The 23,136-nt window shown below is 70.8% G+C and carries 20 protein-coding genes; 17 read left to right on the plus strand and 3 right to left on the minus strand.

The window, feature by feature from the left end; genetic code table 11:
• Positions 1-53: 53 nt before the first annotated feature.
• Entirely contained in the window at positions 54-2,030 is a 1,977-nt protein-coding gene (gene thrS, locus R2D22_RS30470; RefSeq protein ID WP_318108034.1) for a threonine--tRNA ligase, read from the plus strand.
• A gap of 49 nt (positions 2,031-2,079) precedes the next feature.
• Here the strand turns inward: thrS and R2D22_RS30475 are convergent, their stop codons facing one another.
• Positions 2,080-2,757: a potassium channel family protein gene (locus tag R2D22_RS30475; RefSeq protein ID WP_318108035.1), complete on the minus strand. Its 678-nt coding sequence runs from the start codon at positions 2,755-2,757 to the stop codon at positions 2,080-2,082.
• Between the two features lie 66 nt (positions 2,758-2,823).
• Here R2D22_RS30475 and R2D22_RS30480 point away from each other — a divergent pair, with 66 nt between their 5' ends.
• Positions 2,824-3,384 carry an HIT family protein gene (locus R2D22_RS30480; RefSeq protein ID WP_318108036.1) on the plus strand — a complete coding sequence of 187 codons (561 nt, stop codon included), beginning with the start codon at positions 2,824-2,826 and terminating at the stop codon, positions 3,382-3,384.
• Positions 3,385-3,472: 88 nt separating this feature from the next.
• Here R2D22_RS30480 and R2D22_RS30485 read toward each other — a convergent pair whose 3' ends face one another.
• Together R2D22_RS30485 and R2D22_RS30490 are read right to left on the minus strand one after the other, a co-directional pair.
• Positions 3,473-5,116 (minus strand): hypothetical protein, encoded by a 1,644-nt coding sequence (locus tag R2D22_RS30485; RefSeq protein WP_318108037.1) that lies wholly within the window; start codon positions 5,114-5,116, stop codon positions 3,473-3,475.
• Between the two features lie 195 nt (positions 5,117-5,311).
• Entirely contained in the window at positions 5,312-7,519 is a 2,208-nt protein-coding gene (locus R2D22_RS30490) for an elongation factor G-like protein EF-G2 (RefSeq protein ID WP_318108039.1), read from the minus strand.
• A gap of 194 nt (positions 7,520-7,713) precedes the next feature.
• On the opposite strand from R2D22_RS30490, the gene pgsA reads away from it, so the two are divergent.
• The 15 genes from pgsA to R2D22_RS30565 all read left to right on the plus strand — a co-directional run bounded on the left by pgsA (position 7,714) and on the right by R2D22_RS30565 (position 23,069).
• Positions 7,714-8,433: a phosphatidylinositol phosphate synthase gene (pgsA, locus tag R2D22_RS30495; RefSeq protein ID WP_318110084.1), complete on the plus strand. Its 720-nt coding sequence runs from the start codon at positions 7,714-7,716 to the stop codon at positions 8,431-8,433.
• Complete coding sequence (locus R2D22_RS30500) at positions 8,430-9,404, plus strand: phosphatidylinositol mannoside acyltransferase (protein WP_318108041.1); 975 nt, start codon at positions 8,430-8,432, stop codon at positions 9,402-9,404. The genes pgsA and R2D22_RS30500 overlap by 4 nt, the downstream gene beginning before the upstream one ends.
• Positions 9,401-10,561 carry a glycosyltransferase family 4 protein gene (locus tag R2D22_RS30505; protein WP_318108042.1) on the plus strand — a complete coding sequence of 387 codons (1,161 nt, stop codon included), beginning with the start codon at positions 9,401-9,403 and terminating at the stop codon, positions 10,559-10,561. Before R2D22_RS30500 ends, R2D22_RS30505 begins: the two co-directional genes overlap by 4 nt.
• Positions 10,562-10,638: 77 nt before the next feature.
• Positions 10,639-11,181: a hypothetical protein gene (locus tag R2D22_RS30510; protein ID WP_318108043.1), complete on the plus strand. Its 543-nt coding sequence runs from the start codon at positions 10,639-10,641 to the stop codon at positions 11,179-11,181.
• A gap of 121 nt (positions 11,182-11,302) precedes the next feature.
• Complete coding sequence (gene pdxS, locus R2D22_RS30515; protein ID WP_318110086.1) at positions 11,303-12,217, plus strand: pyridoxal 5'-phosphate synthase lyase subunit PdxS; 915 nt, start codon at positions 11,303-11,305, stop codon at positions 12,215-12,217.
• Positions 12,218-12,223: 6 nt separating this feature from the next.
• On the plus strand, positions 12,224-12,814 hold the full coding sequence (pdxT, locus tag R2D22_RS30520; RefSeq protein ID WP_318108044.1) for a pyridoxal 5'-phosphate synthase glutaminase subunit PdxT: 591 nt from the start codon (positions 12,224-12,226) through the stop codon (positions 12,812-12,814).
• Positions 12,815-12,876: 62 nt separating this feature from the next.
• Entirely contained in the window at positions 12,877-13,629 is a 753-nt protein-coding gene (locus R2D22_RS30525; RefSeq protein WP_318108046.1) for a YebC/PmpR family DNA-binding transcriptional regulator, read from the plus strand.
• A gap of 128 nt (positions 13,630-13,757) precedes the next feature.
• Entirely contained in the window at positions 13,758-14,288 is a 531-nt protein-coding gene (gene ruvC / locus R2D22_RS30530) for a crossover junction endodeoxyribonuclease RuvC (protein WP_318108047.1), read from the plus strand.
• Positions 14,285-14,914: a Holliday junction branch migration protein RuvA gene (gene ruvA, locus R2D22_RS30535; protein ID WP_318108049.1), complete on the plus strand. Its 630-nt coding sequence runs from the start codon at positions 14,285-14,287 to the stop codon at positions 14,912-14,914. The genes ruvC and ruvA overlap by 4 nt, the downstream gene beginning before the upstream one ends.
• Before the next feature lie 155 nt (positions 14,915-15,069).
• Positions 15,070-16,152, plus strand: a complete 1,083-nt coding sequence (gene ruvB / locus R2D22_RS30540; RefSeq protein ID WP_318108051.1) for a Holliday junction branch migration DNA helicase RuvB — start codon at positions 15,070-15,072, stop codon at positions 16,150-16,152.
• 189 nt (positions 16,153-16,341) lie between these two features.
• Positions 16,342-16,800 (plus strand): preprotein translocase subunit YajC, encoded by a 459-nt coding sequence (gene yajC / locus R2D22_RS30545; protein WP_318110088.1) that lies wholly within the window; start codon positions 16,342-16,344, stop codon positions 16,798-16,800.
• A gap of 147 nt (positions 16,801-16,947) precedes the next feature.
• Positions 16,948-18,738, plus strand: coding sequence for a protein translocase subunit SecD (gene secD, locus R2D22_RS30550; RefSeq protein WP_318108052.1), 1,791 nt, complete (start codon positions 16,948-16,950; stop codon positions 18,736-18,738).
• Between the two features lies 1 nt (position 18,739).
• A complete protein-coding gene (gene secF, locus R2D22_RS30555; RefSeq protein ID WP_318108053.1) occupies positions 18,740-19,816 on the plus strand; it encodes a protein translocase subunit SecF in 1,077 nt (358 codons plus the stop codon).
• Positions 19,813-20,364 (plus strand): adenine phosphoribosyltransferase, encoded by a 552-nt coding sequence (locus R2D22_RS30560; RefSeq protein WP_318108055.1) that lies wholly within the window; start codon positions 19,813-19,815, stop codon positions 20,362-20,364. Before secF ends, R2D22_RS30560 begins: the two co-directional genes overlap by 4 nt.
• A gap of 227 nt (positions 20,365-20,591) precedes the next feature.
• Positions 20,592-23,069: a RelA/SpoT family protein gene (locus tag R2D22_RS30565; protein WP_318108057.1), complete on the plus strand. Its 2,478-nt coding sequence runs from the start codon at positions 20,592-20,594 to the stop codon at positions 23,067-23,069.
• Positions 23,070-23,136: the final 67 nt, after the last annotated feature.

A 23,136-nucleotide genomic window follows, 5' to 3' on the forward strand; every position in this document is an offset into this window, starting at 1 on the left:
ACCGTCGGCGCCGGCACCTCGTGCCTGCCTGCGCCCCTATGTATGGAGCACCAGTGTCTGATGTCCGTGTGACCGTCCAGTCCGCCTCAGGTTCCGAGGAACGGGCGGTGAGCGCGGGCACCACGGCCGGCGCCCTGTTCGCCGACGACCGCACCGTGATCGCCGCCCGCGTCGCCGGTGAGCTCAAGGACCTCGCGTACCCGCTCGCCGAGGGCGACGTCGTCGAGCCCGTCGAGATCTCCTCCGAGGACGGCCTGAACATCCTGCGCCACTCCACCGCGCACGTGATGGCCCAGGCCGTGCAGGAGCTCTTCCCGGAGGCCAAGCTGGGCATCGGCCCGCCGGTCCGGGACGGCTTCTACTACGACTTCGACGTCGAGAAGCCGTTCACCCCCGAGGATCTCAAGGCCATCGAGAAGAAGATGCAGGAGATCCAGAAGCGCGGCCAGCGCTTCTCCCGCCGCGTCGTCTCCGACGAGGAGGCCCGCGAGGAGCTGGCGGACGAGCCGTACAAGCTGGAGCTCATCGGCATCAAGGGCTCCGCCTCCACCGACGACGGTGCGAACGTCGAGGTGGGCGGCGGCGAGCTGACCATCTACGACAACCTGGACGCCAAGACCGGTGACCTGTGCTGGAAGGACCTCTGCCGCGGTCCGCACCTGCCCACCACCCGGAACATCCCGGCGTTCAAGCTGATGCGCAACGCGGCCGCCTACTGGCGCGGCAGCGAGAAGAACCCGATGCTCCAGCGCATCTACGGCACCGCGTGGCCGTCGAAGGAGGAGCTGAAGGCCCACCTCGACTTCCTCGCCGAGGCCGAGAAGCGCGACCACCGCAAGCTGGGCAACGAGCTCGATCTGTTCTCCGTCCCGGACGAGATCGGCTCCGGTCTCGCCGTCTTCCACCCCAAGGGCGGCATCATCCGCCGGGTCATGGAGGACTACTCGCGCAAGCGCCACGAGGAGGAGGGCTACGAGTTCGTCTACTCGCCGCACGCCACCAAGGGCAAGCTGTTCGAGAAGTCGGGCCACCTGGACTGGTACGCCGAGGGCATGTACCCGCCCATGCAGCTCGACGAGGGCGTGGACTACTATCTCAAGCCCATGAACTGCCCGATGCACAACCTGATCTTCGACGCGCGCGGGCGCTCCTACCGTGAGCTGCCGCTGCGCCTGTTCGAGTTCGGCACCGTGTACCGGTACGAGAAGTCCGGCGTGGTCCACGGTCTGACCCGGGCCCGTGGCTTCACCCAGGACGACGCGCACATCTACTGCACCAAGGAGCAGATGGCGGAGGAGCTGGACCGCACCCTCACCTTCGTCCTGAACCTGCTGCGCGACTACGGCCTGACCGACTTCTACCTGGAGCTGTCCACCAAGGACCCGGAGAAGTTCGTCGGCTCCGACGAGATCTGGGAGGAGGCCACCGAGACCCTCCGCCAGGTCGCCGAGAAGCAGGGCCTCCCGCTGACCCCCGACCCGGGCGGCGCGGCCTTCTACGGCCCGAAGATCTCCGTGCAGGCGCGCGACGCCATCGGCCGCACCTGGCAGATGTCGACCGTGCAGCTCGACTTCAACCTGCCGGAGCGCTTCGACCTGGAGTACACCGCCCCGGACGGCACCAAGCAGCGCCCGGTCATGATCCACCGCGCTCTGTTCGGCTCGATCGAGCGGTTCTTCGCGGTGCTCCTGGAGCACTACGCGGGCGCGATGCCGCCGTGGCTGGCGCCGGTCCAGGCGACCGGTATCCCGATCGGCGACGCGCACATCCCGTACCTGCAGGAGTTCGCCGCCAAGGCGAAGAAGCAGGGCCTGCGGGTGGAGGTCGACGCCTCCGCGGACCGGATGCAGAAGAAGATCAGGAACGCGCAGAAGCAGAAGGTGCCGTTCATGATCATCGCGGGTGACGACGACATGGCCGCCGGCGCCGTCTCGTTCCGTTACCGCGACGGTTCGCAGGAGAACGGCATCCCGGCGGACGAGGCCATCGCCAAGATCGCCAAGATCGTCGAGGACCGCGTCCAGGTCTGACCCGACGACGGCAGGCAGGTCCGACCGCGGACAGTGCCTACGGCCGTGCTCAGGAGGCCCCCGGGAAATCTCCCGGGGGCCTCTTCTCGTCCTCCCTGGTGAACGTCTGGATCAGCCAGGAGGAGAACGAGCCCGTCACCGCACCGAGCAGTGCGAGACCGCAGGCCATCAGCCCGACGGCGGTGACCCGCCCGCCCGGGGTGACCGGGGACACGTCCCCGTACCCCACCGTCGACAGCGTCGAGCAGGCCCACCAGACCGAGTCGCCGAAGGTACGGATCGTGGCGCCCGGAGCCCCGTACTCGTAGGAGTAGACCGTCAGCGCGCTCGCGAAGCCGAGCAGGAGCGAGGAGAGCCCGGCGTAGGCCATGACCCGGACGTACAGAGTGAGCCGCGCCTTGTCCCGGCGGCGCTGGATCTTGTCGTAGCTGGTCACCATCCGCAGCGGGCGAAGGAGGGGCAGCAGCACGACGATCGTGTCGAGCACATGGCTGCGCACGAAGCGCAGGGGGCGCAGGCCGCTCAGCCACATGCGGACCACGTAGTCCACCACGAAGACGGCCCAGGCCGCGAAGGTGATCGCGAGGCAGACGTCCTGCCACACCTGGGGGAGGTCGTGGCCCAGGATCCGGACCGCGTACCCGGCGAGAAAGGCCAGCGACGCCACGGCGAGCAGCGCGTCGGTCCGGTCCTCCCATTGCTCCTGCCGCTGCGACCTGTCGTTCATCTGATCAGCATCTCCGGTGAGCATGATCCGTCGCCCCGGCGACACGGTCCGAACGGGCGAAGCAATATGCTGCACAGCATGACGATTGAGCCGGAGCAGCAGATCGGAGTGGGGACGCAGGACGCGTTCCAGCGCCTGTGGACGCCTCACCGAATGGCGTACATCCAGGGCGAGAACAAGCCGACCGGTCCGGAGGCCGGGGACGGCTGTCCGTTCTGCTCGATCCCGTCGATGTCGGACGAGGACGGGCTCGTCGTGGCGCGCGGCCGGCACGTGTACGCGGTGCTGAACCTGTACCCGTACAACGGCGGACACCTGATGGTGGTCCCCTACCGGCACGTCGCCGACTACACGGAGCTGGACACGGGGGAGACGATCGAGCTTGCCGAGCTGACCAAGCGGGCGATGGTCGCGCTGCGTACCGCGTCGGGCGCGCACGGCTTCAACATCGGCATGAACCAGGGCGCGGCGGCCGGTGCCGGCATCGCCGCCCACCTGCACCAGCACGTGGTGCCGCGGTGGGGCGGGGACACCAACTTCATGCCGGTCGTCGGCCACACGAAGGTGCTGCCGCAGCTGCTCGCCGACACCCGCAAGATGCTGGCCGACGCCTGGCCGGTCGACTAGCGGCACGCGTCACGGAACGACGACGACGGCCGGGCCCTCGGGCCCGGCCGTCGTCGTCGTTCCGTCTTCCGTCGGTCAGGGGCGTCCGTCAGGCGTCGTAGACGTCGGCCTTCTTCGGGCCGGGGTCCTGGATCAGGCCGCTGAGCACGAGCGAGCGGTTCGCGAAGCGCTCGGTGTCCACGCCGTGGTCCTGCAGGACCTTGATGGTCGCGGTGTGCACCGCCCGCATGACGGGCGTCGCGGCGCGGATCGCGTCGTCCGCCATGAAGCGGTGGCGCCAGGGCTTGTCGGCCCAGGCGTGCCGCAGGCCGAACGGCTCGGGCAGCACGAGCTTGCCACCGAGGAAGTCCAGGACCGGCGGGAACCAGGTCAGCGGGGCGCGCACGGCGAGCCGGACCACCTCGTCCGTCTCCACCAGGGGCAGTTTGATCTCGCGGGTCTCCCAGAACCGGACGGTCTTGGAGACCTCCTTGGTCTTGGCCTTCGGCTTGCTGGTGAAGAGCGAGTGGACCGGGCCCAGCGCATGGCCGGTGACCTCGACGCGCAGGGTGTGCAGCAGCGAGGTGACCGTGATCATCATGGTGAGCACGAGCTGCCCGTCCCAGAGCGTGAACTGCACGCCCAGGTAGTGACGGTTGCCGCTGCCGAACTGCTGGTCGTTGCAGATCCGCTGTATCTCGTGCGGCCGTACCTGGAAGGTGACGATGTTCTCGCCCTCAGGGCGGGCGACCTCGGTGGCGCCCTCGCCGACCGGCGACACGATCCAGTGCTTGACCACGGGCTTGGGGAAGCCGGTCTTGAGCGAGCCGCGCTCCAGCAGCTTGAGCTGGTCGTGGATCGGCCGGATCACGTCCCAGGCGCGGAAGTCGTGGATCTCCTTGCCCTCCTGGGGGACCAGGTCCTCGGCGAGGGTCCAGCTGCCCCAGCGGGTGCCCATGCCGAGTATCCCCTTGGGGCCGGCGTAGAAGACGATGTTGGACTGCTGCTCGGCGGTGAGCTTCTCCAGGTTCTGGCGCAGCTCCTCCGCGGAGCTCTCGGCCGGGTCCGTGGGGACCGCCTCGGGGATCTTCGCGGCGACCCCGCCGCCGCTGAGCAGGCCGTCCCAGCGCTCCCGGAGGTCGACCGCGGTGGACTCGCAGATGCGCTTGGCCAGGACCCAGCCGAGCGGCGGGGCGATCACCATGGCTCGCAGGTAGAGGCCGAGGACGCTGTCGACCGGCAGCTTGATCAGGAAGATCACGGCCAGCAGGCCCATGCCGAGCAGCAGGGCGGTGCCGAGCGCGCCGGCGCGCTTGTCGGCGGCTCCGGCGAGACTGCGGCGGAGCTGGATCACGCCGAGCCAGAGCAGCAGCCCGGGCAGGAACACCACGCCGAACAGGACGGTCACCAGGGTGAGTCTGATGTCCCGGCGGCGGCGGATGTTGGTGGCCGCCAGACAGTGCTCGACCACCGGCTGCGGCTCGGTGCCGAAGGACTGGATGAGCGCCTTGCGGGCGCCGCCGAGCATGCGGACCTGGACGGCCCGGGAGAACGCCTCGCCGAGGTCCGGGCGGAAGAGGTCGTGCCACTTGCCCTTCTTGACCGTGGACTTGTGCCAGTCGCTGTTCGCCTCGAGGATCTTGTCCATCGGCCCGTCGCGGTACGCGGCGGAGGCGAGCGCGAACGTCGCCGCCGTCTGGCCGTCCGAGCCCTGGAGGGGGACCTGCGCCCCGGGTCCGTACACGATCGTCATCAGCCCCCATCGCCGCGTGCACCGCGTGGTCCACCGCGTCATCTCTGTGCGGCCTGTTCCCAACTACCGCGCCCCGCACACCTTCTGAGCTGGGCACCCCAGCGTATCGGGCACACGGCGTGCGCGTCAGGTGACGGCCGGATGCCGCCGTTCTCCTCGGGGCGGGAACGGCGGCATCCGGTGACGGAGGCTCGACTACACGCCGGAATCCGCCTGTTCACGGATCTTGCCCGCCAGTTGCGGCGGCATGGCCTCGTGCCGGGCGTACGCGCGGTCGAAGCTTCCGGTGCCGTGCGACAGGGAGCGGAGGTCGACCGCGTACCGGCCGATCTCGATCTCCGGCACCTCGGCCCGTACGACTGTCCGGCCGGGGCCCGCCTGTTCGGTGCCGACGACCCGGCCGCGCCGGCCGGACAGGTCGCTCATCACCGGACCGACGTACTCGTCCGGCACCATCACCTGTACCTCGGCGACCGGTTCGAGCAGGTGGATCGGCGCCTCGGCGGCCGCCTCGCGCAGCGCCAGCGCGCCCGCGGTCTGGAAGGCCGCGTCGGACGAGTCGACCGAGTGGGCCTTGCCGTCCCGCAGCGTGACCCGCACGTCCACCAGTGGGTACCCGGCGGACACACCGCGCGCGGCCTGCGCCCGGACTCCCTTCTCCACGGACGGGATGAAGTTCCGCGGCACGGCGCCGCCGACCACCTTGTCGACGAACTCGATCCCGCTGCCGGCCGGCAGCGGCTCGACGTCGATCTCGCAGATGGCGTACTGGCCGTGCCCGCCGGACTGCTTCACGTGCCGGCCGCGGCCCCCGGACGGGGCGCCGAAGGTCTCGCGCAGCGACACCTTGTACGGGACCGTGTCGACCTGCACGCCGTACCGGGTGCGCAGCCGCTCCAGGACCACGTCCCGGTGCGCCTCGCCGAGACACCACAGCACGACCTGGTGGGTGTCCGGGTTCTGCTCCAGGCGCATCGTGGGGTCCTCGGCGACCAGCCGGGCCAGACCCTGGGAGAGCCGGTCCTCGTCGGCCTTGCTGTGCGCCTGGATCGCCAGCGGCAGCAGCGGGTCGGGCATGCTCCACGGCTCCATCAGGAGCGGGTCGTCCTTGGCGGAGAGGGTGTCGCCGGTCTCGGCGCGGCCGAGTTTCGCGACGCAGGCGAGGTCGCCGGCGATGCACTCGCCCTGCAGCCGCTGCTGTTTGCCGAACGGCGAGGTCAGCGCGCCGACGCGTTCGTCGACGTCGTGGTCCTCGTGGCCCCGGTCGGTGAGCCCGTGCCCGGACACGTGCACCGTCTCGTCGGGCCGCAGGGTCCCGGAGAACACCCGGACCAGGGAGATCCGGCCGACGTACGGGTCGGAGGCGGTCTTGACGACCTCGGCGACCAGCGGGCCGTCCGGGTCGCAGGACAGGGCCGGGCGGGGCGCGCCGGACGGGGTGGTGACGGCGGGGGCCTCGCGCTCCAGCGGGGTGGGGAAGCCGCCGGTGATCAGCTCCAGGAGCTCGACCGTGCCCAGGCCCTGGCGGCCGCCGTCGTGGGCGTGGGCGGCGGCGAGCACGGGATGGAAGGTGCCGCGGGCCACGGCCTTCTCCAGGTCGTCGATCAGGGTCTTGAGGTCGATGTCCTCGCCGCCGAGGTAGCGGTCCATCAGGGTCTCGTCCTCGCTCTCGGCGATGATCCCCTCGATCAGCCGGTTGCGGGCCTCCTCCAGGAGCGGCCGCTGCGCCTCGTCGGGCGGGTTCTCCTTCCGTTCGCCGGTGGAGTAGTCGTAGATCTTCCGGGTCAGCAGGCCGACCAGACCGGTGGCCGGGGCGTGCCCGTCCGGGCCCTCCGCGCCGTACACGGGCAGGTAGAGCGGCAGGACGGCGTCGGGATCGTCGCCGCCGAAGAGCTGTCCGCAGACCTCGGTGAGCCGCGTGTAGTCGGTGCGGGCCGTGTCGAGGTGGGTGACGACGATGGCCCGGGGCATGCCGACCGCCGCGCACTCCTCCCACACCATGCGGGTGGCGCCCGGGACCGCGTCCGCCTCCTGCGCCGCCGAGACGACGAAGAGGGCCGCGTCCGCGGCGCGCAGACCGGCCCTCAGCTCCCCGACGAAGTCGGCGTACCCGGGGGTGTCGAGGAGATTGATCTTGTACCCGCCCCATTCCAGCGGGACGAGGGAGAGCTGTACGGACCGTTGCTGACGGTGCTCGATCTCGTCGTAGTCGGAGATCGTGCCGCCGTCCTCGACCCGGCCGGCCCGGTTGACCGCTCCGGCGGTCAGGGCCAGGGCCTCGACCAGAGTCGTCTTTCCCGAACCGCTGTGGCCGACCAGCACCACGTTCCGTACCGCCGAGGGCCGGTCGGCCGCTGGTGCCCTGCCGGCGGCTCCGGGCTGTGCGTTCGCCTTGTCGCCCATGATGTGTCCTCCCGACTGCTCGCACGCGAGGTGGGACGCGGGCGGGGCTGGGAGTGCGGGGCAGCTCCGGCGACGCCCGCGATGGTCCTTCGAGCTTTGCACCGCTGTCACGGCGCGTCCATACGTCGTACGCCCGGCGGCCGATACACGCCGTGCAGGGTGCGCGCCCGTGCACCGGGAGGCGCGTGACTACGATGGGCCAGCCGGTGGCCGTAGGGGCCGCGCGGCCCACCGACCCCTCAGGGAAGGCCATGCTGAACAAGTACGCGCGTGCGTTTTTCACGCGTGTCCTCACACCGTTCGCCGCGTTTCTGCTCCGCAAGGGGGTGAGCCCCGACGCGGTCACGCTCATCGGCACGGCCGGAGTGGTGGCGGGAGCGCTGGTCTTCTTCCCCCGGGGCGAGTTCTTCTGGGGCACGATCGTCATCACCCTGTTCGTGTTCTCCGACCTGGTCGACGGGAACATGGCGCGCCAGGCCGGGATCTCCAGCCGCTGGGGCGCGTTCCTCGACTCGACGCTGGACCGGGTCGCCGACGGCGCGATTTTCGGAGGCTTCGCGCTCTGGTACGCGGGTAGCGGAGACGACAACGTGATGTGCGCGGTCTCCATCTTCTGCCTGGCCAGTGGGCAGGTCGTCTCGTACACCAAGGCGCGCGGCGAGTCGATCGGTCTGCCGGTCGCGGTGAACGGCCTGGTCGAGCGGGCCGAGCGGCTCGTCATCTCGCTGGTCGCGGCGGGTCTGGCGGGTCTGCACACCTTCGGTGTGCCGGGCATCCAGGTGCTGCTGCCGATCGCCCTGTGGATCGTGGCGGTGGGCAGCGCGGTGACGCTGGGGCAACGGGTGGTGACGGTGCGACGAGAGTCCGCGGAGGCCGACGAGGCCGCCGCGCGGGGGAGCGAGGCGGCGTCATGAGCGGCGCGAAGGACAGCCTGACCGATGCCCTGTACGGGCTCGGCTGGGCCACGGTCAAGAAGCTCCCCGAGCCGGTGGCCGCGGGCCTGGGCCGGAAGATCGCGGACACCGTCTGGAAGCGGCGCGGCAAGGGCGTGCTGCGGCTCGAGTCGAACCTGGCGCGAGTCGTCCCGGACGCGACGCCGGAGCGGCTGGCCGAGCTGTCGAAGGCCGGCATGCGCTCGTACATGCGGTACTGGATGGAATCCTTCCGGCTGCCCACGTGGAGCCAGGAGCGGGCCGCGGGCGGCTTCGCGCCGAAGGACATCCACCACCTGACGGACGGGCTCGCCACCGGCCGCGGCGTCATACTCGCGCTGCCGCACCTGGCCAACTGGGACGTCGCCGGAGTGTGGGTGACCCGGGCGCTGGGCGTGCCGTTCACCACGGTCGCCGAGCGGCTCAAGCCGGAGTCGTTGTACGACCGCTTCGTCGCGTACCGCGAGTCGCTGGGCATGGAGGTGCTGCCGCACACCGGCGGCGCCGCGTTCGGCACGCTGGCGCGGCGGCTGCGGGCGGGCGGCCTGGTCTGCCTGGTCTCCGACCGCGACCTGTCCGCCTCGGGCGTCGAGGTGAAGTTCTTCGGCGAGACCGCGCGGATGCCCGCGGGGCCCGCGATGCTCGCCCAGCAGACCGGCGCGCTGCTGCTGCCGGTGACGCTCTGGTACGACGACTCGCCGGTCATGCAGGGGCGGGTGCACCCGCCGATCGAGGTGCCGGAGACAGGCACCCGGGCCGAGAAGACGTCCGTCATGACACAGGCGCTGGCCGACGCCTTCGCCACCGGCATCGCGGACCACCCGGAGGACTGGCACATGCTGCAACGACTGTGGCTGGCGGACCTGGAGGAGCGCCCGGAGGACGGCGCCGTCGCCGAGCGTCCGGGGGACGTCGCCGCCCCCGCCGAGCGGCCCGGGGAGGCCGGCTCGTGAGGATCGGCATCGTCTGCCCGTACTCCTGGGACGTGCCGGGCGGCGTCCAGTTCCACATCCGGGACCTCGCGGAGCATCTGATCCGGCTCGGGCACGAGGTGTCCGTGCTGGCCCCCGCCGACGACGACACGCCGCTGCCGCCGTACGTGGTATCCGCGGGGCGGGCCGTGCCCGTGCCGTACAACGGCTCGGTGGCCCGGCTGAACTTCGGTTTCCTCTCGGCGGCGCGGGTGCGGCGCTGGCTGCACGACGGCGCGTTCGACCTCATCCACATCCACGAGCCGGGTACGCCCTCGCTGGGGCTGCTGGCCTGCTGGGCCGCGCAGGGCCCGATCGTGGCGACCTTCCACACGTCGAACCCGCGCTCGCGCGCGATGGTCGCGGCCTACGCGATCCTCCAGGCCGCGCTGGAGAAGATCAGCGCGCGGATCGCGGTGAGCGAGTACGCGCGGCGCACGCTGGTGGAGCATCTCGGCGGCGACGCGGTCGTCATCCCCAACGGCGTCGACGTGGACTTCTTCGCGCGGGCCGAGCCGAAGAAGGAGTGGCAGGGCGGGACGATCGGCTTCATCGGCCGGATCGACGAACCCCGCAAGGGCCTGCCGGTGCTGATGAAGGCCCTGCCGCGGATCCTCACCGAGCGGCCGGGCACCCGGCTGCTCGTCGCCGGGCGCGGCGACGAGGAGGAGGCGGTCGCGTCCCTGCCGGTGGAGATGCGGTCCCGGGTCGAGTTCCTCGGGATGGTCAGTGACGAGGACAAGGCGCGGCTGCTGCGCAGCGTCGACGTGTACGTCGCGCCGAACACGGGCGGCGAGAGCTTCGGGATCATCCTGGTCGAGGCGCTGTCGGCGGGCGCGCCGGTGCTCGCCTCCGACCTCGACGCGTTCGCGCAGGTCCTGGACCAGGGCGCGGCGGGCGAGCTGTTCGCGAACGAGGACGCCGACGCGTTGGCGGACGCGGCGATCCGGCTGCTCGGCGACGAGACCCGCCGCGAGGAACTGCGGGCGCGCGGCAGCGCGCACGTCCGCCGCTTCGACTGGGCGACGGTCGGCGCGGACATCCTCGCGGTCTACGAGACGGTCACGGACGGCGCGGCCTCGGTGGCCACGGACGAACGCACGGGCCTGCGCGCGAGATGGGGCCTGGCGAGGGACTGACCCGAGCCGGAGCCGGCCCGGGCGCGGAGGGGCCTGGAGGTCGGTGAGTGGGCCGGGCGCCGGTAGCGTGTGCGCACGTGACCGCAACGTTCATCTGGATTCTCGTCGGCCTCGTCGCGATCGGCCTCTACCTCAGCTGGACCGCCGGGCGGCTCGACCGGCTGCACGCGCGGATCGACGCCGCCCGTGCCGCGCTCGACGCGCAGTTGCTGCGGCGTGCGTCGGTGGCGCAGGAACTGGCCACCTCCGGGGTCCTCGACCCGGCCGCGTCGATCGTGCTGTACGAGGCCGCGCACGCGGCCCGGCAGGCCGCCGAGGACCATCGCGAGGTGGCCGAGAGCGAACTGAGCCAGGCCCTGCGCGCGGTCTTCGGCGAGGCCGGGCAGGTCGAGGTGGTGCGCGCCGCCCCCGGCGGCGAGGAGGCCGCCGAGGAGCTCGCGCAGGCCGTCCGGCGCGTACCGATGGCCCGCCGGTTCCACAACGACGCCGTGCGCGCCGCCCGCGCGCTCCGCCGTCACCGCAAGGTCCGCTGGTTCCGACTGGCAGGCCACGCCCCGTTCCCGCTCGCCTTCGAAATGGACGATGAACCGCCCGCTGCGCTTGCGGATCGCCCCGCCTGACGGCCCGTAGCCTTCGGATTTCGCGAAAACGAGCCACGGGCTCCACATTGGCCCTTGCAGTGGCCCCCTGGTGGCCGGTTTCCTCTTCTCGTCAACCACTGTTGTCATGAGTGAGGTACCCGTGTCCACCACGCCTTCCACCACCCCCCAGTCCCCCGAGACCGGCACCGCCCGCGTCAAGCGCGGCATGGCCGAGCAGCTCAAGGGCGGCGTGATCATGGACGTGGTCAACGCCGAGCAGGCGAAGATCGCCGAGGACGCCGGCGCCGTGGCCGTCATGGCCCTGGAGCGGGTCCCCGCCGACATCCGCAAGGACGGCGGCGTCGCCCGCATGTCCGACCCGAACATGATCGAAGAGATCATCGGCGCCGTCTCCATCCCGGTCATGGCCAAGTCCCGCATCGGCCACTTCGTCGAGGCCCAGGTCCTGCAGTCCCTCGGCGTCGACTACATCGACGAGTCCGAGGTCCTGACCCCGGCCGACGAGGTCAACCACTCCGACAAGTGGGCCTTCACCACCCCCTTCGTCTGTGGCGCCACCAACCTGGGCGAGGCCCTGCGCCGCATCGCCGAGGGCGCGGCCATGATCCGCTCCAAGGGCGAGGCCGGCACCGGCAACGTCGTCGAGGCCGTCCGCCACCTGCGCCAGATCAAGAACGAGATCGCCAAGCTGCGCGGCTTCGACAACAACGAGCTGTTCGCCGCCGCCAAGGAGCTGCGCGCCCCGTACGAGCTCGTCAAGGAGGTCGCCGAGCTCGGCAAGCTGCCGGTCGTGCTGTTCTCCGCCGGTGGTGTGGCCACCCCGGCCGACGCCGCGCTGATGCGCCAGCTCGGCGCCGAGGGCGTCTTCGTCGGCTCCGGCATCTTCAAGTCGGGCGACCCGGCCAAGCGCGCCGCCGCCATCGTGAAGGCCACCACCTTCTTCGACGACCCGAAGGTCATCGCGGACGCCTCCCGCAACCTGGGCGAGGCCATGGTCGGCATCAACTGCGACACCCTGCCCGAGGCCGAGCGCTACGCCAACCGGGGCTGGTAACCACCGATGAGCAGCACTCCCGTCATTGGTGTCCTGGCCCTCCAGGGCGACGTACGGGAGCACCTGATCGCCCTGGCCGCGGCTGACGCCGTGGCCAGGCCGGTCCGGCGCCCCGAGGAGCTCGCCGAGGTCGACGGCCTGGTCATCCCCGGTGGCGAGTCCACCACCATCTCCAAGCTGGCCGAGCTCTTCGGCCTGATGGAGCCGCTGCGCGAGCGCATCGCCGCGGGCCTGCCGGTCTACGGCACCTGCGCCGGCCTGATCATGCTCGCCGACAAGATCCTCGACCCGCGCTCGGGCCAGGAGACGTTCGGCGGCATCGACATGATCGTGCGCCGGAACGCGTTCGGGCGGCAGAACGAATCCTTCGAGGCCGGCGTCACCGTGGCCGGAATAGACACCCCCGTCGAGGGCGTCTTCATCCGCGCCCCCTGGGTGGAGTCCGTCGGCGGTACGGTCGAGGTGCTCGCCGAGCACGAGGGTCACATCGTGGCGGTGCGGCAGGGCAACGTCCTCGCCACCTCGTTCCACCCGGAACTCACCGGCGACCACCGGATCCACGAGCTCTTCGTGGACATGGTGCGCGCGGAGCGGTGACACCGTCCCGGTAAGATCTCTCGGGTTCGTTCAGGATTTGGTTACGCGAAGGAGACAGGCAGATGTCCGGCCACTCTAAATGGGCTACGACGAAGCACAAGAAGGCCGTGATCGACGCCAAGCGCGGCAAGCTCTTCGCGAAGCTGATCAAGAACATCGAGGTCGCGGCCCGCACCGGCGGTGCCGACCCGGACGGTAACCCGACCCTCTTCGACGCCATCCAGAAGGCCAAGAAGTCGTCCGTTCCGAACAAGAACATCGACTCCGCGGTCAAGCGCGGCGGCGGCCTCGAGGCCGGCGGCGTGGACTACGCGACGATCATGTACGAGGGCTACGGCCCGAACGGTGTCGCGGTGCTCATCGAGTGCCTCACCGACAACCGCAACCGCGCCGCCTCCGACGTGCGCGTCGCCATGACCCGCAACGGCGGCTCCATGGCGGACCCGGGCTCGGTCTCGTACCTGTTCAACCGCAAGGGTGTCGTCGTGCTCCCCAAGGGCGAGCTGTCCGAGGACGACGTCCTGGAGTCGGTGCTCGAGGCGGGCGCCGAGGAGGTCAACGACCTCGGTGAGTCCTTCGAGATCATCAGCGAGGCCACCGACCTGGTCGCGGTCCGTACCGCCCTCCAGGCGGCCGGCATCGACTACGACTCGGCCGAGTCCAGCTTCGTCCCGACCATGCAGGTCGAGCTCGACGAAGAGGGCGCGCGCAAGATGTTCAAGCTGATCGACGCGCTCGAGGACAGCGACGACGTGCAGAACGTCTTCGCCAACTTCGACGTGAGCGACGAGGTCATGGAGAAGGTCGACGCCTGAGCGCGGGCTTGATCGCGACCTTCTCGGCAGCGGGCCGACGGGGACACACCCCGTCGGCCCGCTGCGTTGTCAGTGGCAGCCGATAGCCTGCCCTGCACAAACAGACTTGCGATCAGGGAGGGGGCGAAGTGCGCGTACTGGGGGTGGACCCGGGGCTCACCCGGTGCGGCATCGGCGTGGTCGAGGGCGTCGCCGGACGGCCGCTCACCATGCTCGGCGTCGGCGTGGTCCGCACCTCGGCGGACGCGGACATCGGCACCCGCCTGGTCGGCATCGAGCGCGGCATCGAGGAGTGGCTGGACCAGTTCTCGCCCGAACTGGTCGCCGTGGAGCGGGTGTTCAGCCAGCACAACGTGCGTACGGTGATGGGCACCGCCCAGGCCAGCGCGGTGGCCATGCTGTGCGCCTCGCGCCGCGGCATCCCCGTCGCCCTGCACACCCCCAGCGAGGTCAAGGCCGCCGTCACCGGCAGCGGCCGGGCCGACAAGGCCCAGGTCGGCGCGATGGTGACCCGGCTGCTGCGGCTCTCCGCGCCGCCGAAGCCGGCCGACGCCGCCGACGCCCTGGCGCTCGCCATCTGTCACATCTGGCGGGCCCCCGCCCAGAACCGCCTCCAGCAGGCGGTCGCCCTGCACGCAGCGAAAGGCCGCACGTCATGATCGCCTTTGTCAGCGGACCCGTCGCCGCCCTGGCCCCCACGACCGCGGTCGTCGAGGTCGGCGGCGTCGGGATGGCCGTCCAGTGCACGCCGCAGACCATCGCCGGACTGAGGGTCGGTCAGGAGGCCCGGCTCGCGACCTCCCTGGTGGTCCGTGAGGACTCGCTCACGCTGTACGGCTTCGCCGACGACGACGAGCGACAGGTCTTCGAACTGCTCCAGACCGCGAGCGGGGTCGGCCCGCGGCTCGCCCAGGCGATGCTCGGGGTGCACACCCCGGACGCGCTGCGGCTCGCCGTCTCGACGGGTGACGAGAAGGCCCTGACGGCGGTGCCCGGCATCGGCAAGAAGGGCGCGCAGAAGCTGCTGCTCGAACTGAAGGACAAGCTCGGCGCGCCGCTGGGCACCAGCGGGCTGGTCGGCGCGCAGCGCGCGGCCGCCGGCCCCGCCCCCTGGACGGAGCAGCTGCTCTCGGCGCTGATCGGCCTCGGCTACGCGAGCCGCGAGGCGGAGGAGGCGGTGGCCGCGGTGACGCCGCAGGCGGAGGAGTCGATCGCCGCGAGCGGCTCGGCGCCGGTCCCGCAGCTCCTGAGAGCCGCCCTGCAGACCCTGAACCGCGCCCGCTGAGGGCCGCCGCGCGGAGCGATTCGGGGGCCTGGGGCTCGCCCCAGATCGGGAAAGGGCGGGGTGGGGAAGAAGCCCCGCGCAGCGGCCCCTCTCCCGCAGGCACCGACCGACCGCGCCCATCGACCACCGCACCACCACCGAGATAGGCAGACCACGTGAACTGGGACGACGACACGGACACCGGCACCGGCGCCGAGCGCCTCGTCGGCGCCGCCGCCGACGGCGAGGACCAGGCCGTCGAGGCGGCCCTGCGCCCCAAGGACCTCAGCGAGTTCGTCGGCCAGGAGAAGGTCCGCCAGCAGCTCGACCTCGTTCTCCGGGCCGCCCGCCAGCGCGGCGCCACCGCCGACCACGTGCTGCTCTCCGGCGCCCCCGGCCTCGGCAAGACGACCCTCTCCATGATCATCGCGGCTGAGATGAACGCGCCGATCCGGATCACCTCCGGCCCGGCCATCCAGCACGCCGGCGACCTCGCCGCGATCCTCTCCTCCCTCCAGGAGGGCGAGATCCTCTTCCTCGACGAGATCCACCGGATGTCCCGGCCCGCCGAGGAGATGCTGTACATGGCGATGGAGGACTTCCGCGTCGACGTCATCGTGGGCAAGGGCCCCGGCGCCACCGCCATCCCCCTGGAGCTGCCGCCCTTCACGCTGGTCGGCGCGACCACCCGGGCCGGCCTGCTGCCGCCACCGCTGCGCGACCGCTTCGGCTTCACCGCGCACATGGAGTTCTACGACCCGGGCGAGCTCCAGCGCGTGATCCACCGCTCCGCCGGACTGCTCGACGTCGAGATCGACACCGAAGGTGCCGCCGAGATCGCCGGCCGCTCCCGCGGCACGCCGCGCATCGCGAACCGCCTGCTGCGCCGCGTACGGGACTACGCGCAGGTCAGGGCCGACGGCCGGGTCACGAGGGAGATCGCCGCCGCGGCCCTCGGGGTGTACGAGGTGGACGGCCGCGGCCTCGACCGGCTGGACCGGGCCGTCCTGGAGGCACTGCTGAAGCTGTTCGGCGGCGGCCCGGTCGGTCTGTCCACGCTCGCGGTCGCCGTGGGCGAGGAGCGCGAGACCGTCGAGGAGGTCGCCGAGCCCTTCCTCGTACGGGAGGGTCTGCTGGCGCGCACGCCCCGTGGCCGGGTCGCCACTCCGGCGGCCTGGACCCATCTCGGACTGGTCCCGCCGCAGGCCGGAGGGCCGGGAATCCAGGGAAGCGGACAACAGGGGCTCTTCGGGGCGTGACGACGCTAACGGCGCGGAGGCTCGCCGAAGGAGGAACCAATCGGCGATGCTGGGCGTTGTTCCATCGATGCGGACTCGCCTAGACTCCGCCGATGCCGCCCTTCTCGGTCGGCGCACCCACCCCCGAAGATCAGGCCGCGGAACCGCCGCGACCATGCGAAGGATTTCCGTCCCGTGAATAACATCGGCATGCTCCTCCCCTTCATCGTCCTCATCGGGGCCATGTTCCTGATGACCCGCTCTGCCAAGAAGAAGCAGGCGCAGGCGGTGGAGATGCGCAACCAGATGCAGCCCGGCTCCGGCGTCCGCACGATCGGGGGGATGTACGCCACCGTCAAGGAGATCGGTGACGACACCGTCACCCTCGAGGTGGCGCCCGGCGTGCATGCCGTCTACGCCAAGAACGCGATCGGCGCGGTGCTCTCCGACGAGGAGTACAACCGGATCGTGCACGGCGACGAGGCCGACGCCGACAGTGACATCAAGATCACCGGCGACGCTGTACCGGATGACGTCTCCTCGCTGACCGAGAAGGACGACGCCTCCGACGCCAAGGCCGACCTGACCAAGAAGGCGGAGCCGGCCGAGGCCGGCGCGGAGGCCGAGGTCAAGGACGGCAAGGCGGACGGCGACACCGACGCGAAGTAGCTCGCAGCCGGGGACCACGGGCACGCCCACCGGCGTACCCGCGGTCCCCGGACCGTGTCTACCTCTGCGGGGGCAGGTCCCCACATCACTTCGTGGCCGCCCCGCGCACACCCGGCGCGGGGCGGTTGGACAGGGAGAAACGACAAGGTGGCAGCACCGAAGAAGGGCCGAAGGCCGGCGGGGGGACAGGGCAGGCCGGGGCGAGTCCTCGTACTGTTCCTGATCGCCATGGTCGCGCTCACCGGCGGGATGTTCTGGTCGGGTCACACCACGCCGCGACTGGGCATCGACCTCGCGGGCGGTACGACGATCACGCTCAAGGCGACGGCGGAGCCCGGCAAGGAATCCGCGGTCAACGAGACCAACATGAACACGGCCGTCAGCATCATCGAGCGCCGTGTGAACGGTCTGGGCGTCTCCGAGGCCGAGGTACAGACCCAGGGCCGCGAGAACATCGTCGTCAACATTCCTCGGGGGACGAACGAGGAGCAGGCCAAGGAGCAGGTCGGCAAGACCGCCCAGCTCTACTTCCGTCCGGTCCTGACCGCGCAGACGCAGGCGATGGACCCGAAGGCGACGCCGTCCGCGTCCCCCTCCGGCTCCCCGTCGCCGAAGCCGTCCGCGTCCGCCTCCGGCGCGACCGCCGACAAGGGCAAGGACGGTAAGGACAAGTCCACCGCCACGCCCAAGGCGAGCGCCACCACCCAGGGCCGTCCGGTCTCCGAGGCCCTGAAGGCCCCGAGCCCCACCCCGACCCCGAGCGGCTCCGCCTCGAAGAAGCCGAAGGCCTCCGAGTCGCCGAAGCCGCCCGCGAACGGCGAGGCCGCGCTCCAGCAGAAGTTCGCCGCGCTCGACTGCACCGACCCGAAGCAGCGTGCTGCGGCCGGCAAGGCCACCAAGGCCGAAGAGCCCATCGTCGCGTGCAGCACGCCCGAGAAGGGCTTCGTCGAGAAGTACGTCCTCGGCCCGGCCGAGGTCGACGGCAGGGACGTCAAGGAAGCCGGCGCCGCGATCGACCAGAACAGCGGCCAGTGGATCGTCAACATGACGTTCACGGACGCCGGCTCCAAGAAGTTCCAGACGATCACCGGTCGCCTGTCGCAGCAGCAGGACCCGATGAACCGCTTCGCGATCGTGCTCGACGGCGAGGTCACCTCGGCCCCGTCCGTGCGGCAGACGCTGAGCGCCAACGCGCAGATCTCCGGCAGCTTCGACCAGCAGTCGGCGCAGGACCTCGGCAACATCCTGTCGTACGGTGCCCTGCCGCTGGCCTTCGACACCCAGAGCGTCGACACCGTCACCGCCGCCCTCGGTGGCGAGCAGCTCCAGGCGGGTCTGATCGCCGGTGCGATCGGTCTGGCCCTCGTCGTGCTCTACCTGATCGTCTACTACCGCGGCCTTTCGCTGATCGCGCTGCCCAGCCTCCTGGCCTCGGCGATCCTCACCTACGTGATCATGTCGCTGCTCGGCCCGGCCATCGGCTTCGCGCTGAACCTGCCGGCCGTCTGCGGCGCCATCGTCGCCATCGGCATCACCGCGGACTCGTTCATCGTGTACTTCGAGCGCATCCGCGACGAGGTCCGCGAGGGCCGCACGCTGCGCCCGGCCGTCGAGCGTGCCTGGCCGCGGGCCCGGCGCACGATCCTCGTGTCCGACTTCGTGTCCTTCCTCGCCGCCGCGGTGCTGTTCGTCGTGACGGTCGGCAAGGTCCAGGGCTTCGCGTTCACCCTCGGTCTGACCACCCTGCTCGACGTGGTCGTGGTCTTCTTCTTCACCAAGCCGCTGATGACGCTGCTCGCCCGCACGAAGTTCTACGGCGACGGTCACCCGTGGTCCGGCCTGGACCCGAAGCGACTCGGAGCCAAGCCCCCGCTGCGCCGCACGCGTCGCGCCGCCTCCAGTGCCGCAGGCCCCGTCGACCACCCGAAGGAGGCGTGAGATGTCGAAGCGCGACCGTCTCAGCGCCCGGCTCAACCGCGGTGAGGTCGTCTACGACTTCATCGGCAACCGCAAGATCTGGTACGGCATCTCGATACTGATCACCATCACGGCGATCGTGGCCCTGGCCGTGCGCGGCCTCAACATGGGCATCGAGTTCCAGGGCGGCGCGGTCTTCACCACGCCGAAGACCGAGGTCTCGGTCTCCCAGGCCCAGGAGTTCGCCGAGGAGGCCTCCGGCCACGACGCGATCGTCCAGCAGCTCGGCGACGGCAAGCTGCGCATCCAGGTCGGTGGCATCGACACCGAGAAGTCCGACCAGATCCGCACGGAGCTGGCCGAGGAGCTGGGCGTCACCGAGTCGACGATCGCGGCCGAGCTGGTCGGCCCCAGCTGGGGCGAGCAGATCGCCACCAAGGCCTGGACGGGCCTCGGGGTCTTCATGATCCTGGTGGTGCTGTACCTCGCCATCGCCTTCGAATGGCGGATGGCGATCGCGGCGCTGGTCGCCCTGATCCACGACCTCACCATCACCGTCGGCATCTACTCGCTGGTCGGCTTCGAGGTCACGGTCGGTACGGTCATCGGTCTGCTGACGATCCTCGGCTACTCGCTCTACGACACGGTGGTCGTCTTCGACTCACTCAAGGAGCAGACGAAGGACGCCACCAAGCAGACCAGGTACACCTACGGCGACCTGGCCAACATCTCGATCAACAGCACCCTGATCCGGTCGATCAACACCACGGTCGTGGCGCTGCTGCCGGTCGCCGGTCTGCTGTTCATCGGTGGCGGCGTCCTCGGCGCGGGCATGCTGAACGACATCTCGCTGTCGCTCTTCGTGGGTCTCGCCGCCGGTGCCTACTCGTCGATCTTCATCGCCACGCCGCTGGTCGCCGACCTCAAGGAGCGCGAGCCGGCCATGAAGGCGCTGAGGAAGCGCGTGCTCGCCAAGCGGGCCTCCGCGGCCGCCAAGGGCGAGTCGGTGGACGAGCCGGAGAGCCACGAGGACGCCGTTCCGGCGGCCGTCGTCGGCCAGCGCGGCCGGCGCGGCCGGTCCACGGACGGACGGCGATGACCGAGGACCCGCGTCACCCGCACGGCCTGCTGCTCAGCAGGATCCGGGACGTCCCCGACTACCCGAAGCCGGGCGTGCTGTTCAAGGACATCACGCCGCTGCTCGCGGACCCGGTGGCATTCTCGGCGCTTACCGACACGCTCGCCGAGCTGTGTCTGAGCAACGGGGCGACGAAGATCGCGGGCCTGGAGGCCCGCGGCTTCATCCTCGCCGCCCCGGTCGCCGTCCGCGCGGGCCTGGGCTTCATCCCGGTCCGCAAGGCCGGCAAGCTGCCCGGCGCCACGCTGAAGCAGGCGTACGAGCTGGAGTACGGCACCGCCGAGATCGAGGTGCACGCCGAGGACCTGACCGCGGACGACCGCGTCATGGTCATCGACGACGTCCTCGCCACCGGCGGCACGGCCGAGGCCTCGCTGGAGCTGATCCGCCGCGCCGGCGCCTCGGTCGCGGGCGTCGCGGTCCTGATGGAACTCGGCTTCCTGCCGGGCCGCGCCCGCCTGGAGCCCGTCCTGGACGGCGCTCCGCTGGAGGCGCTGATCACGGTCTGAGCACGCTCGCCGTGCCTGTGAAGGGGCGTCCCGGGATCTCCCGGGGCGCCCCTTCGCGCTGCCCGCCGCCCTCGGCACCCAGGTGGCCGGATCCTGGTGGGAGCGCTCAGGTGGCGGACGCGTGCGCGCGGTGGCGGGCGGGTCGATACCATGGGTTTTCCGGGCCTGACCGGGGGACCCGGATCCTCCCCCAGACTCCGTCCGGGGGGACCCCCAGAGGAGCGCTCTTGCCAGACGAGGTCCAGCCACTCTCCGCCGCGCAGCCCGACCCGCAGGCTGAGAAGGCCGCGCCGGGACCCGCCACGCCCCAGGACAAGCCTGCGGAGAACCGGCCGGCGCCCGACCGTGCCCCGGCCGCCCCGGCGCCGCTCGCCACTCCCCGGCCCACGCCGAGCTCCGCCGCCCGACCGGGCGGCTCCTCCAACCGGGTGCGGGCCCGCCTCGCCCGGCTGGGCGTCCAGCGCCAGTCGCCGTACAACCCGGTCCTCGAACCGCTGCTGCGGATCGTCCGGTCGAACGACCCGAAGATCGAGACCGCGACGCTGCGCCAGGTCGAGCGGGCCTACCAGGTCGCCGAGCGCTGGCACCGCGGCCAGAAGCGCAAGAGCGGCGACCCGTACATCACGCACCCGCTCGCCGTCACCACCATCCTCGCCGAGCTGGGCATGGACCCGGCCACCCTGATGGCCGGCCTGCTGCACGACACCGTCGAGGACACCGAGTACGGCCTGGACACGCTGCGCCGCGACTTCGGCGACCAGGTCGCCCTGCTCGTCGACGGCGTCACCAAGCTGGACAAGGTCAAGTTCGGCGAGGCCGCCCAGGCCGAGACCGTCCGCAAGATGGTCGTCGCCATGGCCAAGGACCCCCGCGTCCTGGTCATCAAGCTCGCCGACCGCCTGCACAACATGCGCACCATGCGGTACCTCAAGCGCGAGAAGCAGGAGAAGAAGGCGCGCGAGACCCTGGAGATCTACGCGCCGCTCGCCCACCGCCTGGGCATGAACACCATCAAGTGGGAGCTGGAGGACCTCGCCTTCGCGATCCTCTACCCCAAGATGTACGACGAGATCGTCCGCCTGGTCGCCGAGCGCGCCCCCAAGCGGGACGAGTACCTCGCGATAGTGACCGACGAGGTCCAGTCCGACCTGCGCGCCGCCCGCATCAAGGCGACCGTCACCGGCCGGCCGAAGCACTACTACAGCGTCTACCAGAAGATGATCGTCCGCGGCCGCGATTTCGCGGAGATCTACGACCTGGTCGGCATCCGCGTCCTCGTCGACACGGTCCGCGACTGCTACGCCGCCCTCGGCACCGTCCACGCGCGATGGAACCCGGTCCCCGGCCGGTTCAAGGACTACATCGCGATGCCGAAGTTCAACATGTACCAGTCGCTGCACACGACGGTCATCGGACCCAACGGCAAGCCGGTCGAGCTGCAGATCCGCACCTTCGACATGCACCGCCGCGCCGAGTACGGCATCGCCGCGCACTGGAAGTACAAGCAGGAGGCCGTCGCCGGCGCCTCCAAGGTGCGCACCGACGTGCCGAAGAAGGCCGGCAAGGACGACCACATCAACGACATGGCGTGGCTGCGCCAGCTGCTCGACTGGCAGAAGGAGACCGAGGACCCCTCGGAGTTCCTGGAGTCGCTCCGCTTCGACCTGTCGCGCAACGAGGTCTTCGTCTTCACCCCGAAGGGCGACGTCATAGCGCTGCCCGCCGGCGCCACCCCCGTCGACTTCGCGTACGCGGTCCACACCGAGGTGGGCCACCGCACCATAGGCGCACGCGTCAACGGACGCCTGGTGCCGCTCGAGTCGACCCTGGACAACGGCGACCTCGTCGAGGTCTTCACGTCCAAGGCCGCCGGCGCCGGCCCGTCCCGGGACTGGCTCGGCTTCGTCAAGTCGCCGCGGGCCCGCAACAAGATCCGCGCCTGGTTCTCCAAGGAGCGCCGCGACGAGGCCATCGAGCAGGGCAAGGACGCCATCGCGCGGGCCATGCGCAAGCAGAACCTGCCGATCCAGCGGATCCTCACCGGAGACTCCCTGGTCACCCTCGCCCACGAGATGCGCTACACCGACATCTCCTCGCTGTACGCGGCGATCGGCGAGGGCCATGTCACCGCGCAGTCCATCGTGCAGAAGCTGGTCCAGGCGCTCGGCGGCGAGGAGGCCGCCACCGAGGACATCGCCGAGACCGCGCCGCCGTCCCGCGGCCGCACCAAGCGCCGGTCGAACGCCGACCCGGGCGTGGTCGTCAAGGGCGTCGAGGACGTCTGGGTGAAGCTGGCCCGCTGCTGCACCCCGGTGCCCGGCGACCCGATCATCGGCTTCGTCACCCGCGGCAGCGGCGTCTCGGTGCACCGCGCCGACTGCGTCAACGTCGACTCGCTGTCCCAGCAGCCCGAGCGGATGCTGGACGTCGAATGGGCGCCCACCCAGTCCTCGGTGTTCCTGGTCGCCATCCAGGTCGAGGCGCTGGACCGGTCCCGCCTGCTCTCGGACGTCACCCGCGTGCTCTCCGACCAGCACGTGAACATCCTGTCCGCGGCCGTGCAGACCTCCCGCGACCGGGTGGCCACCTCGCGCTTCACCTTCGAGATGGGCGACCCGAAGCACCTCGGACACGTCCTGAAGGCGGTCCGCGGCGTGGAGGGCGTGTACGACGTCTACCGCGTCACCTCGGCCCGCCGGCCGTAGCAGCGCGTACGAGGAAGGGCCCCCGGGACCATGTCCCGGGGGCCCTTCCTCGTACGGGGCTCTCCGC

The sequence above is a fragment of the Streptomyces sp. HUAS YS2 genome, from assembly GCF_033343995.1.
GTDB lineage: Bacteria > Actinomycetota > Actinomycetes > Streptomycetales > Streptomycetaceae > Streptomyces > Streptomyces solicathayae.